The sequence below is a fragment of the Parasaccharibacter sp. TMW2.1890 genome (genome assembly GCF_023337645.1).
Classification (GTDB): Bacteria; Pseudomonadota; Alphaproteobacteria; order Acetobacterales; family Acetobacteraceae; genus Bombella; species Bombella apis.
In genome coordinates this window covers 86,053-99,691 of the sequence record NZ_NWUV01000001.1, presented here as the reverse complement: position 1 = coordinate 99,691, position 13,639 = coordinate 86,053, and the positions used below count along the sequence as shown (strand labels likewise).

Annotated in this window: 11 protein-coding genes; 10 read left to right on the top strand and 1 reads right to left on the bottom strand. The window is 61.9% G+C overall.

The window, feature by feature from the left end:
* Positions 1–84: 84 nt before the first annotated feature.
* The 9 genes from gltX to CPA54_RS00455 all read left to right on the top strand — a co-directional run bounded on the left by gltX (position 85) and on the right by CPA54_RS00455 (position 12,069).
* Positions 85–1,488 carry a glutamate--tRNA ligase gene (gene gltX, locus CPA54_RS00495; protein WP_154980969.1) on the top strand — a complete coding sequence of 468 codons (1,404 nt, stop codon included), beginning with the start codon at positions 85–87 and terminating at the stop codon, positions 1,486–1,488.
* Positions 1,485–2,423 carry an aspartate carbamoyltransferase catalytic subunit gene (locus CPA54_RS00490; protein ID WP_249085356.1) on the top strand — a complete coding sequence of 313 codons (939 nt, stop codon included), beginning with the start codon at positions 1,485–1,487 and terminating at the stop codon, positions 2,421–2,423. Before gltX ends, CPA54_RS00490 begins: the two co-directional genes overlap by 4 nt.
* Positions 2,420–3,697: a dihydroorotase family protein gene (locus CPA54_RS00485; RefSeq protein WP_103765816.1), complete on the top strand. Its 1,278-nt coding sequence runs from the start codon at positions 2,420–2,422 to the stop codon at positions 3,695–3,697. Before CPA54_RS00490 ends, CPA54_RS00485 begins: the two co-directional genes overlap by 4 nt.
* A complete protein-coding gene (gene plsY, locus CPA54_RS00480; protein ID WP_043561018.1) occupies positions 3,694–4,329 on the top strand; it encodes a glycerol-3-phosphate 1-O-acyltransferase PlsY in 636 nt (211 codons plus the stop codon). Before CPA54_RS00485 ends, plsY begins: the two co-directional genes overlap by 4 nt.
* On the top strand, positions 4,313–5,521 hold the full coding sequence (gene dprA / locus CPA54_RS00475) for a DNA-processing protein DprA (protein WP_249085355.1): 1,209 nt from the start codon (positions 4,313–4,315) through the stop codon (positions 5,519–5,521). Before plsY ends, dprA begins: the two co-directional genes overlap by 17 nt.
* 60 nt (positions 5,522–5,581) lie before the next feature.
* Complete coding sequence (gene topA / locus CPA54_RS00470; protein ID WP_043561693.1) at positions 5,582–8,308, top strand: type I DNA topoisomerase; 2,727 nt, start codon at positions 5,582–5,584, stop codon at positions 8,306–8,308.
* A gap of 178 nt (positions 8,309–8,486) precedes the next feature.
* Positions 8,487–10,364 carry a S41 family peptidase gene (locus CPA54_RS00465; protein ID WP_249085354.1) on the top strand — a complete coding sequence of 626 codons (1,878 nt, stop codon included), beginning with the start codon at positions 8,487–8,489 and terminating at the stop codon, positions 10,362–10,364.
* Positions 10,365–10,398: 34 nt separating this feature from the next.
* Positions 10,399–10,752 (top strand): DUF1491 family protein, encoded by a 354-nt coding sequence (locus tag CPA54_RS00460; RefSeq protein WP_154980966.1) that lies wholly within the window; start codon positions 10,399–10,401, stop codon positions 10,750–10,752.
* 171 nt (positions 10,753–10,923) lie between these two features.
* Complete coding sequence (locus CPA54_RS00455; RefSeq protein WP_043561026.1) at positions 10,924–12,069, top strand: OmpA family protein; 1,146 nt, start codon at positions 10,924–10,926, stop codon at positions 12,067–12,069.
* A gap of 128 nt (positions 12,070–12,197) precedes the next feature.
* Here the strand turns inward: CPA54_RS00455 and CPA54_RS00450 are convergent, their stop codons facing one another.
* Positions 12,198–12,806: a hypothetical protein gene (locus CPA54_RS00450; protein WP_249085353.1), complete on the bottom strand. Its 609-nt coding sequence runs from the start codon at positions 12,804–12,806 to the stop codon at positions 12,198–12,200.
* Between the two features lie 261 nt (positions 12,807–13,067).
* Here CPA54_RS00450 and CPA54_RS00445 point away from each other — a divergent pair, with 261 nt between their 5' ends.
* Positions 13,068–13,604 (top strand): hypothetical protein, encoded by a 537-nt coding sequence (locus CPA54_RS00445; protein ID WP_081562618.1) that lies wholly within the window; start codon positions 13,068–13,070, stop codon positions 13,602–13,604.
* Positions 13,605–13,639 lie beyond the last annotated feature (35 nt).

The following is a 13,639-nucleotide window of genomic DNA, read 5'->3' as shown; positions in this document are numbered from 1 at the left end:
AAGTGCCGCTGCCTGTGATAAAGCCCATGATGACACATTGAAGTGGATGGCCCGACCCATCCCGGCATGTTATAAGGCCTGCTCATGAAGATCCGTACCCGTTTTGCCCCCTCGCCCACCGGCCTGCTCCATATCGGCAACGCCCGTGCTGCCCTGTTCAACTATCTCTTCGCCCGTCATCACGGTGGAGAATTTGTCCTGCGCATCGAGGATACAGACCGGGAACGCTCCACCCAGCACGCCGTGGACGTCATTTTTGATGGCCTGAAATGGATGGGACTGGACTGGGATGGAGAGCCTGTCTTCCAGGCCAGCCGGCAGGACCGTCATGCCGAGGTCGTGGCCCAGCTCATGGAAAAGGGCATGGCCTACCGCTGCTACTGCACGCCCGAAGAGCTGGCCGCCATGCGGGAGAAGGCCCGGGCCGAGAAACGCCCGCCCCGCTATGATGGCACATGGCGTGACCGTGACCCGTCCGAAGCCCCGGAAGGCGTGCCTTATGCCATCCGCCTCAAGGCCCCGAAAGAGGGTGAGACCATCATCAGGGACCATGTGCAGGGCGAGGTCCGTGTCGCCAATGCGGAAATGGATGACCTCATCCTGCTCCGCTCCGACGGGACACCGACCTATCTGCTCGCCGTGGTGGTGGATGACCACGACATGGGCATCACGCACGTCATGCGGGGTGACGACCACCTGACAAACACCTTCCGTCAGGCCATGATCTATCGGGCCATGGGCTGGGACCTTCCGGAGTTCGCCCATCTGCCCCTCATCCACGGGCCGGATGGAGCCAAGCTCTCCAAACGTCATGGTGCCCAGTCCGTCGTGGACTTCCGTGAGGAAGGCATCCTGCCGGAGGCCCTCTGCAACTATCTGCTGCGCCTCGGCTGGGGACATGGCGATGCCGAGGTGCTGGACCGTGAGGAACAGATCAGGCTTTTCGACATGGACGGCATCGGCCGCTCTCCCTCCCGGATGGATTACGTCAAGCTCAGCCACCTCAACGGCATCTGGATGCGCCGTGCCGATGACGAGCGGCTGACGGCCCTTGTCATGCAGCGCCTGGAGCGACGTGATGACCTTGACCATGACGAGACGGTCCGTGCCCGTGTGCTTGCCCTCATGCCGGGGCTGAAGGAACGGGCAAAGACGGTCGTGGAGCTGGCCGAGAACGCCGCCTTCGCCGGGCTGCGCCTGCCGCTGACCATCACCCCCAAGGCGGAAAAGCATCTGGGCGAGGAAGGCCGGAAGGTTCTCGCCGGGCTGGAGGAAAAACTCGCCGGGCTGGAACCTTTCACGGCAGAAGGGATCGACAGCACGCTGCGGGCATTCGCTGCCGAGCATGAGCTGAAACTGGGTGCCGTCGCCCAGCCGCTCCGTGCTGCCATGACAGGTACCACGACATCGCCCGGAATCGACCTCACGCTCGCCGCATTGGGCCGGGATGAGGTTCTCGCCCGCATCCGGAGTGTCCTGTCCGCATGAACCCCACACACCACACGCCCCATCTTCTCGGCATTGAAGGCATGACAGAAAAGGACATCACGCCTTTTCTGGACCTCGCCGAGAGCTATGCCCTGCTCAGCCGTTCCCGCAATGCACCACGGGACGTGCTACAGGGCCGTACCGTCATCAATCTCTTCTTTGAGGACAGCACGCGCACGCGCACCAGCTTCGAGCTGGCCGCCAAGCGGCTGGGTGCCGATGTGGTGAACATGACCGTCGCCACAAGCTCGGTCAACAAGGGCGAAACCCTGCTGGACACGGCCTCCACCCTCAACGCCATGCACTGCGACCTGCTGGTGGTCCGCCATGCCCAGAGCGGTGCCCCGGCCCTGCTCTCGCAGAAGGTCGAGGCCAGTGTCGTCAATGCCGGGGACGGGATGCACGAGCACCCCACGCAGGCCCTGCTGGACGGCCTGACCATCCGGCGGCATTTCAGCCGCCTCAGCGGGCTGAAAATCGCCATATGCGGCGACATCGCCCACAGCCGTGTGGCCCGGTCGGACATTCACCTCCTGCGGGCCATGGGCAACGACATCCATCTGGCAGGTCCCCCCACCCTGCTGCCCGGTGCCCTCGGCACGCTGGAAGGCGTCACCCTGCATCATGACATTGATGAGGCCCTGAAGGATGCGGACGTGGCCATGTGTCTCCGTGTCCAGCGGGAGCGCATGGGCAGCGGCCTTGTCCCCAGCGCACGGGAATATTTCTCCCTCTTCGGGCTGGACCGCCGCCGCCTCGCTCTGGCCAAGCCAGGAGCCCTGGTGATGCATCCCGGCCCGATGAACCGGGGTGTTGAAATTGCCTCCGATGTCGCCGATTCGCCACAGAGCGTCATTTCTGAACAGGTCGAGATGGGCGTGGCCGTCCGCATGGCTGTCCTCGACCGTCTTTCCCGCATGAAGAATCCCGCATGAGCAGCATCCTTTTTGAAAATGTCCGGCTGATTGACCCTGCCTCCGGGCGGGATGGCAAAGGGAGCCTTCTGGTCGAGAAAGGGCGCATTGCCGCCCTCGACCCAAAAGATGCTCCCAAGGCTGCCCGCATCGTGGATGGCAAAGGGGCCGTCCTCTGCCCCGGCCTCGTGGACATGCGGGCCAGCTTTGGCGAACCCGGAGCTGAATACCGGGAGAGCATTGATTCCGGTATTCAGGCTGCCGTGGCAGGAGGCATCACCTCCCTGGCCCTGCTTCCCGATACCGAGCCTGCCATCGACAACCCGGCACTCGTCCATTACATCCGCCGCCGTGGGGAAGAGACTGGTCTTGTCTCCATCTATCCCTATGGAGCCCTGACAAAAGGCTGCGCCGGAACGGACATGGCCGAAATCGGCCTGCTGAAAAAAGCCGGGGCCATCGGCTTCACCGACGGTGCCCGGGCCATTGCCGACACCAAGCAGATGCGCAACCTGCTGGCCTATTCCGGCTTTCTGGATACCGTCATTGTCCTCCACCCGGAAGATCCATCCCTGGCCAAAGGGGGCTGCGCCACTGCCAGCCCGCAGGCCGTGAAAATGGGCCTGCCACAGATTCCCGCCTGCGCCGAGGCCATGATGATCGCCCGTGACCTTCGCCTTGCCGAACTGACGGGCGCACGCATCCATTTCGGGCATGTTTCCACCGGGGAAGCCCTCGGCCTGATTGCTGATGCCAAAAAGCGGGGCATCCGGGTCACCTGCGACACGGCACCGCCCTATTTCGCCATGACGGAGGCGGATATCGGGGATTTCCGCACCTACGCCAAGCTCTCCCCGCCGCTGCGGCTGGAGGCTGACCGGCAGGCCGTTCTGGCGGGTCTGGCAGACGGCACCATTGATGCCATCGCCTCCGATCACAGCCCGGCCGATGCGGATGACAAGCGTCTTCCCTTTGCCCAGGCCCGGGCTGGCGGGACCGGCCTCGTCACCCTGCTGGGTGTCACGCTTCAGGCTGGCCTGCCGCTGCTGGAGGCCCTGCGCCTGCTCACCGTGGCTCCGGCCCGTCTTCTGGGGCTGGAAGCCGGGACGCTGGCCGTCGGTGCCCCGGCAGACCTCTGCCTGTTTGACCCGGAAGAAGAATGGACCGTCACCGCGGGCAGCCTGCCCGGCCGGGCACAGAATACCCCCTTTGATGGCCGAAACCTCAAAGGACGTGTCCTGCGGACCTTCCGTCAGGGTCGCGAAGTCTTCACTGCCAAAGGTCTCCCTGCATGAGCGGCATCCTGACCTGGTCCCTCATGCCCCCCAGCCTGCCTGTCATCGCTCTGGGGGCCTATCTTCTGGGGAGCATCCCTTTCGGCCTCCTGCTTACCGCACTCAGTGGGCAGGGTGACATCCGGCGCATCGGTTCCGGCAACATCGGGGCCACCAACGTGCTGCGGACAGGCCGCAAAGGCCTCGCTGCGGCAACCCTGCTTCTGGATGCCTTCAAGGGGCTTCTGGCCGTCCTGCTGGCGGAGGCCCTCTCCCCTCACGACACGGCCCTGTGCCTCTCCGTAGCAGGGTGTGCCGCTGTCGTGGGGCACTGCTTCCCCATATGGCTCAGGTTTCGTGGCGGCAAGGGCGTTGCTACAGGCATCGGTGTTTTCTGGGGCATGTGCTGGCCGGTCGGGCTGCTCTGCACCCTGCTCTGGCTGGCTGGTGTCCGTCTGAGCAGGATTTCTTCCGTGGGGGCGCTTCTGGCTTTTCTGGCAGCACCGTTCCTGATGGTGGCCTTCTCTCTGGCACCCATCATGTCGGCCCGTCCCATTGCAGCAGCATGCATCACCCTGCTGATCCTCCTGCGCCATTACGGCAACATTGCCCGCCTCTGTAGCGGAACGGAACCCCGTGTCGGACAGAAATGAGCCAGCTGCATTATCAGAAGCCAACCTGACAGCAACGGAACGTCTGGCTCGATTGCGGCTGGCCCGCACAAAGGGCATTGGCAACGCCACATTCAGCCGGTTGATGGGCCTTTACGGCACGGCAGAGCAGGCCATTGCAGCGCTGCCTGCCCGTGCCCGCCTTTCCGGCCGTCCGGCGCCAGCCATTCCCTCCGCATCCCGCATGGAAGACGAAATTGCCTGGCTGGGAAAACGGGGAGGCCACCATCTGCTACGCTCCGACCCTGCCTATCCCCGCCTGCTGGCCGGACTGCCGAATGCTCCCGTACTTCTATTCACCCAAGGCAATACAGACCTGCTCTCCACACCCTCCCTGGCCATTGTCGGGGCCCGCAAGGCCTCCAATCCGGCCCTGAAACTGACAGAGGAATTCGCCGCCGGTCTGGCAGAAGCCGGCCTGACTGTCGTTTCCGGTCTGGCCCGTGGAGTTGATGGAGCGGCCCACCGGGGAGCCCTGCCCTCTGGCCGGACTATTGCCGCCCTGCCCGGCGGGCTGGACATTACCTACCCTCCCGAACATGCAGGCTTGCAGGCCGCCATAGCCCAGCAGGGCTGCCTGATTACGGAATATCCTCCCGGCATGCCGGCCAATGCCCGCCATTTTCCACGGCGCAACCTTCTCATTGCCGGTCTGGCCCGTGGCTGCCTGCTGGTTGAGGCAGCCAGACGCTCCGGCACACTCATCACGGCCCGACTCGCTGCAACCTTCCAGCGTCTGCTCTTTGCCGTGCCTGGCTTTCCCGGCGATCCACGTTCCAGCGGCGGGAATGACCTGCTGAAACAGAATCAGGCCATACTGGTCGAGCAGGTTCAGGACATCCTGTCCGCCCTGGCAGACACGCCCTCACCAGACCCCGGACTGGCCCCATGGAGCAGGCCTCCCTCACGCCAGCCATCCCTTTTCACACTCACTGAAAAAGTGCCGACCGCCCCGCCAGCTGCCCCCCGGAAAGCCCCTGCGGCCAGTCAATCATTACCGGAATCTGACGAAAAAAATATTCTCTCCCTGCTGGCGCATACCCCCTCCACTGTTGACGAGATTGCATCACGCTGTCAGTTGTCCATCTCAGCAGTTGCGGCAATACTCATCGAGCTGGAAATGAACGGAGCTGTCCAACGCCACGACGATGGGCAGATCACACTTCCCAGCTAGCGGGCATCGGCCAGACAGCCTTACCACCAGGACACCAGAGACCGGGAAAGACTCATGGCAGTGAAGAATGTTGTGGTTGTAGAAAGCCCTGCCAAGGCAAAGACCATCAACCGTTATCTCGGCAGCGATTATACCGTCATCGCCTCCTTCGGCCATGTGCGGGACCTTCCTCCCAAGGATGGAAGCGTGCGCCCTGACGAGAATTTCGCCATGTCGTGGCAGACCGATGATCGTGGCTCGAAACAGATTGCCACCATTGCCAAGGCTCTCAAAGGGGCCAGCAAACTGATTCTCGCCACCGACCCGGACAGGGAAGGTGAGGCCATCTCGTGGCATGTCCGCAGTGCCCTTGAGGAAAAAAAGCTCCTCAAGGATATTGAGGTCGAGCGGGTCACCTTCAACGAGATCACCAAAAACGCCATCGCTGCGGCCATGAAGGCCCCCCGTACGCTGGACCGCCCCCTGATTGATGCCTATCTGGCCCGCCGTGCGCTGGACTATCTGGTCGGCTTCACCCTGTCTCCCGTTCTCTGGCGCAAACTGCCGGGCAGCCGCAGTGCAGGGCGTGTGCAGTCTGTCGCCCTGCGGCTGATCTGCGAACGGGAAGCGGAAATCGAGGTCTTCAAACCCCGGGAATACTGGAGTGTGGAAGGTCTCTTCACAACTCCCGCCAAGGCGGACTTCACCGCAAAACTGACCCATCTTGAAGGCAGAAAACTCGACCAGTTCGCCCTGACCAATGAGGACATGGCCCACAGGGCCCGTGATCTGGTCCGCTCCTCCGCCCTCAGCGTACGGAAGATCGAGCGGAAGCGGACACGCCGCAATCCGGCACCGCCTTTCACCACCTCCACCCTCCAGCAGGAAGCCTCCCGCAAGCTGGGCATGAGTGCACAGACCACCATGCGCACCGCCCAGCAGCTTTATGAGGGTGTGGACCTGAATGGCGAGACGTTCGGCCTGATCACCTACATGCGTACCGATGGCGTCACCATGGCCTCGGAGGCCGTGCAGGCCATCCGCTCCCATATCAGCTCATCCTTTGGCAAAGATTACTGCCCGGGCAAGCCACGCTCCTACACCACGAAGGCAAAAAACGCACAGGAAGCCCACGAGGCCATCCGCCCTACCGATGTGTCCCGTACACCTTCTTCTGTCGCCTCCGTGCTCACGGCGGACCAGAAACGCCTTTATGAGCTGATCTGGAAGCGCTCCGTTGCTTCACAGATGCAGTCTGCCGAGCTGGACCAGACAGCCGTCACCATCGGTGATGAACAGGAGCAGACCCTGCTGCGGGCCACCGGCTCCATCATCGCCTTTGACGGCTTTCTGAAGCTCTATATCGAAGGCCATGATGACAAGGAAAAAGGCGGGGATGATGACCAGAACCGCCTTCTCCCCGCCATGAAGGAAGGCGACCAGCTGGGCACGAAGGACGTGACAGCCGAACAGCACTTCACCCAGCCACCTCCCCGCTATTCCGAAGCATCACTGGTCAAGAAGATGGAAGAAATCGGCATCGGGCGGCCTTCCACCTATGCCTCCATCCTCAGCGTCCTGCGGGACCGCAATTATGTGCGCCTTGATGCCCGACGCTTCGTGCCGGAAGACAGGGGGCGGCTGGTCACGGCTTTTCTCACCTCTTTCTTCCAGCGTTATGTAGATACGGGCTTCACGGCCTCGCTGGAGACGCAGCTGGATGACATCTCGGATGGCCGGGCTGACTGGCATGATGTCATGTCCGCCTTCTGGAACGACTTCTCGGCCACGGTTGCCAAGACAAAAGACCTGAAAATCTCTGATGTCATTGATGCGCTGGACCAGGACCTCGGCAACCATTTCTTCCCACCCCGACCGGATGGCAGTGATCCACGCAGCTGCCCGTCCTGCACTGATGGACGGCTGGGCCTCAAGCTGGGGCGGCATGGAGCCTTCCTGGGATGCTCCAACTATCCGGAATGCCGTGTCACCCGCCCCCTGGCGGTTGATAATGGCGAGGAGACTGCCCTACCGGACGGTATGCGCCTGCTTGGCCATGACCCTGCCACGGGCGAGGACATCACCCTCCGTCGTGGGCCTTACGGGCTGTATGTCCAGCGTGGCGAGCCGGACCCTGAAGACAGGAAGGCCAAACCAAAACGGGCCACCATCCCCAAGGACCGTAACGGCGAAACGCTCACCCTTGAGGAAGCCATCGGCCTTCTCTCCCTCCCCCGTGAGGTTGGCCCCCACCCGGAAACGGGCGAGATGATCACGGCCGGTCTTGGCCGTTTCGGACCGTTCGTCAAGATGGGCAGCATCTACGGCACGCTCAGCAAGGATGATGACGTGCTGACCATCGGCCTGAACCGGGCCGTTGATGCTCTGGCCAAAAAGCTGGCCTCCATCCGCACGTTGGGTACGCACCCCAAGGATGGTGAGGTCGTCATGGTCCGCAAGGGACGTTTTGGTCCCTATGTGCAGCATGGCCAGACCATTGCCACTCTCCCCAAGGGGGACTCGATGGATGACGTCACGCTGGAAGAGGCCCTCACCCTGCTGGATGAAAAAGGCAAACCGCTGAAAGGTGGCCGCAAGACAACCACGAAAAAAACGGCCGCCAAAAAGACCACGACCAGAAAAACCACTACGGCGAAGAGCACGACCAGAAAAACGGCCACCAAAAAGGCAGCGACAGGGAAGGCAACCAGCAGAGCCAAAACGACAAAAAGCGGAACCACAAAAACCGGCAGCCGCAGCAAAACCTCACCAGAGGCGCCCATCAGCAAGGATGACCTTCCTTTCTGATTTCCCTTCTTCCATGAATGCGGCATAATAGCGGGGGATGTGTCTTCCATGATGGCACGCCCCCGGCCCGCGACGGGCACGATCCGCCCTGCCCGGCCTCTGTCCCCGAAAGAAACCATGTGACAGTGTCCCGGCTTTTCATCTTCCCTTTTTCTTACCAGTCCGGTCCATCGCCTTCATGATGCCAGTTCGCCTCCTGCGTCCCGTCTGCACAGCCTTCACCGGGGTTGCCCTGTCCGGCGTGCTGACAGTCGGCTCTGCCATCGCCCAGCCTGTTCAGGCCCATCCTTTCTGGAGCCGGCTGCTCCACCATTTTGCCGGCCGCCCTGGAGCACCCTCCTCCACCCCGGTCGGATCCATCGCCACCACAACATCCCAACCCGCAGGGACAGGCAGCTCCTCCCGACCCACCCCCGTCCCCACCGCTCCGGCTCTCCCGGAATTCACGGATGAAGACCGGCTGGCAGAGCTGACATTATCAACCGCCCTTACATTCATGCTTCCCCGGACGCTGACCCCGCACACACCGCAGGAACTCTGCCTCTGGGGGATGCAGGCCCTGCTGGAAGTCCCCCAGCCTTTACAACAGCCGGACCATGGGCAGGCGCCATCATCCAGCTTCACCCTCGCCGTCCAGCCCGGAACCATGTTCAGCCCGGCTCACATGAGCCTGCTCCATGACAGGCACCCTCTGCTGTCTGTCCGGACACCCGGCAAGGACGACGTGACCGGCTGGAGCCATCTGAGCCTCCAGCTCATCACGCTCCTGCGACGTGATGTGCCATCCTACCAGCTCATGAATGATGAAACCCTGCTGAGCCGTTTTCTCAATGGCCTTCTGGCCAGGCTGGACCCCTATTCCCGCTATCAGTCTCCTCCACCGCCGCCCAGCCAGTCTGATGCCGTCACCCCTGCCCAGCCCCCACCCAAACCCGCAGCAAGCGTCGGGCTGACCCTCCGCCGGACACGAGCCCATTTCCCTGTCGTGGCGGCCCTCAACCTCGACAGCCCTCTATGGGATGCCGGAATCATACCGGGAGACAGCCTGACCAGCCTCGACCACCAGAGCACACGCCAGATGGCCCTGCCCGCCCTCCAGGCCATGCTGACTGGCCCTGCTGGCAGTACGGTGGAGCTGGAATTCCGCACCAAGGACGGACATCATCTCATCAGGAATTTCACCCGTGGGCGCATGGCAGAAGAAAGTGTCTTCCCTGAACAGGCCGGGCGGTTCCCCATCCTACGGGTCACCCATTTTTCCAGCCGGACGGCCGAAGAAGTCAGCCAGTATCTTTCCACGCTCCTGCCAGAAACACCCCCAAATAGCAGTCTGCCCCACCCTCCAGACGGCCGGACCCCACCAGCACCCACCCTGCCCGGCCTCGTGCTGGACCTGCGCGGGAACCATGGAGGAATCCTGCAACAGGCGGTCATGACGGCGGCGCTCTTCCTCGACCACGGCGTGATCGCCACGACCGAAGGACGGGCGGCGGAGGCCAATCACGTCTGGAGCATCCAGGGCGGGGATCTGACCAACAATACCCCGCTGGCCCTGCTGGTTGACCAGGATACGGGCAGTGCAGCCGAAGTTCTGGCAGCAGCGCTGGCCGACCAGCAAAGGGCCGTTGTGACCGGCAGCAGCACCTTTGGCAAAGGCATGGTCCAGATTTCTTCCACCCTGCCCAACGGGGGGCACCTGTCCCTGACATGGGCACACATCACCGCTCCCCAAGGCTGGGCCCTGCAGGACCTTGGGGTCCTGCCCCAGCTCTGCACAAGCCCCCAGGGACAGTTTTCCCTCCAGGACCAGCTGGCAGCGCTTCGTGCTGACCAGTCCCTCATGACCGATGCCCTGCGCCAGTCCCGCCTCATCAGCACAGACAGCCCGGAGGCGGCACGGCGTGCCCTGCGACAAGTCTGCCCCCCTGCCGCTGCCAGCCCGACCGACATCTCCGCCGCTCTGGCACTTTTCATCATCCCCCACACCTATCGTGCTGCCCTCCTGCATCTGCCGGACAACACGGCAATTCACCCGGCGGCCAACACCACCCCATGACGACTATGCACCATCTGGCAGGGAGACCAGACTCATGTTCCATGGCCTGAAAACCGGATTCTGGGTCCGTGCCACCCTCAGGCACCTCAACCAGAATGGCCTGATGGCCGTTCTGGTCCGTAAAGGTGACGAAGATGCTGGCAGTGTCTTCATCATGCTGAATGGCCGGGATGGACGCATCGCCATATTACGGGAACAGGGTGCGACATGGCTGCGCCAGACCTTTGAGGACAGCGACACGGAAAGTGCCATGATGCAGGCCAATGCCTATCTGGAACGGCAGAAACGGTACGACCCTGACCTCTGGATCATGGAGGTTGATGTCCTAGACAGCACCCACCCGCTGGAACATGACATCACCACACGCCGCTTCAGCCATGAAGACTGACCAGCCCCATGTTCCCCGGGGGCCGACCGACGCCTCATCCACCTGTAACACATAGGACACATCTTTTCCCGATTCAGACGCAAACGGCACAGGTATGTCCCGGCAATCCATTGCGTTTACTGTCACTTTCAGTGAAAAGGGTAGCCACCTGTCTGGCTGGAGAGTAATTACATGACCGCACGCCCCTCCATTACATCACTGCTGGCCCGCAGCGCCTGTGCCGCCTGCCTGTCAGTCATGGCGTTTGGTGCGGCCCGGGCGCAGCCTGTCCGTGGCCTCTATGTCGGCGGGGCAGCGGGGGCGAGCTTCAACCAGTCCCAGACCGTCAATCCCCACACGAAGCTCTTTGCGCATGGTCGGGACGACTTTGCGACAGGCATCACCGGGCTGGGCAGCATCGGCTGGGGACTGGGGAACGGTTTCCGTGTGGAAGTGGAGGGCAACTACCGCAACAACCGCCTTTCCCGGTTCCATTCCCCCGGCTTCAGCAGCACAGCCCATGGTCACCAGCAGAAATACGGGGGCATGGCCAATGCCCTGTTTGACATGGATATCGGCCAGAACTGGATCTACCCCTATTTCGGGGCTGGTATCGGTTATGGAAGCCAGTTCACGAACACCAGAATCCAGGGGACAGGCGCAGACAGGGGCTACAGGCAGCGGACCCGTGACAGCGCAGGCGGCTTTGCCTATCAGGGCATCTTTGGTGTTTCACTGCCCGTGCCATGGGTTGTTGGCCTTTCCACCACAATGGAATATCGCTTCTACACCATCACGGGCCGCCACAGGCACTTCACGACAGCATCCTACAACATCGCTGCCCCCGACAGTGGACCCGTCAGCGGCAAGCGTGGCAGCCGGACAGATTTCAACCATTCCCTGATGCTCGGGCTGCGCTATGAGTTCAACCCGGCTCCGCCGCCACCGACACAGGCCCCCACCCTCTCCACCCCGGCACCTGCCCCCGTCCGCACCTATCTGGTGTTCTTCGACTGGGATCGTGCCAACCTGTCCGACCGGGCGCGGGCCATCGTGGAAACAGCTGCCCGCAACTCCACATCAGCCCAGTTCACCCGGATCCAGGTCAATGGCCATGCCGATTCTTCGGCTGTCCGTCCTGGCAGCCGGAAGGCTGAGGCCTACAACATGGCCCTGTCTCTCCGCCGTGCGCAGACCATCAAGGCAGAGCTGATCCGCGATGGCGTACCGGCTGGCGTCATCGAGGTTCACGGTTTTGGTGATTCGAAGCCACTGGTCTCCACCCGCCCCGGTACGGCAGAACCGCAGAACCGCCGGGTGGAAATCGACTTCCAATAAACAGGTACTTCAGAGTCTGACCGGCCTTCGCCTGCCGGTCAGACATCCTGATGTGCCCTCTCAAAAAACAGGCCGGACACGTATTCAGTGTGTCCGGCCTGTTTTTTCTGACAGGTCTCTACGCCCTGTTACTTCGTCTTGGCTGCCGGAGCGTGCCTGCTGACGGCATGGTGCACCGTTCGGGAGGTCGCATGATGGACAGCCTGAGGCGTCTTTTTCTCAGTTGATTCGGCCATCTTCTTGTCCGGTTCCGCAGAAGGGGCAGGGGCAGCCGCAACGACAGCCGGCTCGACCTGCACACGGACCTGAAGCTGACGGCGTGGCTGTGCATGGGCAGGAATCAACTCCACGGTGAAGCCGTCAGCCCCCTTGTAATCCGCCGCAGGGGTGTATTCCACATATGTGCGATTATCATAATTATACAGAAAGGCCCTGCCATTCTCCGGCGGAGGAACCACACCAAAAGACACGTAACTGCCTCCCCCCCCTTTGCTGATGGAAAACGGGCAGGTACCGCCATCACCAGCGCTGACCGTCATGCTCACACTCATGCGGCCCGTGGCGTCTGTCTGCACAGGCGATACCTCACAATGAGCAGCCCGCTTCTCGTTGGCAAAAGGATTGGGAGGAATCTCGATGCCACTCGGCCCCCTTGACTGCTGGCCGACACACCCGCCAAGGGCCAGAAGAGTTGCACCGACAACCCCTGCCCGCACTAGAAAACTGCTCTGCTGCACAGTCCACTCCAGAGAAAACTAAAAACAGATAAAAAAGGCGCATCCAGGCCCCTGCCCGCAATCCGCCAGTTTTCAGAACGCACGATACGCTTTCAGCACCATCATGAGAATGAGGTCTTCCATATTTCTTTCTCTGTCAGTTATGTTTAACGTTTCCTTCATCATTACACGGCCATATCCACCAAAGAATTGCCCGTCTCAGGGCAGACTTTCCCAAATGACCATGATATAGGCAGAGAACCTGTCAGCGGGAGTTTTCATATGTCTCTTCTGTCCTACGGCCTGTCCTTCTCCAGGACTGGACTGGCCCTTGCCACTGCGGCTTTTTTTGCCATTGCCCCTGCCTCATGGGCAGCAGCCTGCCACTCTTCGGCAGAAGACCATTCAGCCTTCAATCTGGCTGGTCTGAAATCGGAACTCATGGTGACGGCTCTCTCCTGCCAGACGCAGGACCGTTACAACCAGTTCATCACACGCTTCCGCCCCATCCTGACAGAATCGGAAAGACGGCTGGATTCCTATTTCCACCGGACATTTGGCCGCCAGGCGCAGAAAAAACATGATGATTACATCACCCAGCTGGCGGATGTGCAGTCCTTGGGGGGGCTGAAGTCCGGTACGGCCTTCTGTGCCCAACGTGTGCCGATGTATGACGAGATCGAGGCGCTGGACGATTCGAACAGCGACCTCGCCCATTATGCCGAGGCCAAGGATATTGTTCAGCCTTCTTCCTACGAAAGCTGCACGGCACCCCAGCCTCCCCACCGGGCCACGAGCCGCCGCAGGCGCCGGGGCTGACCTCCCGCCCCTCCCCACGCCCCGACAGACAGGAT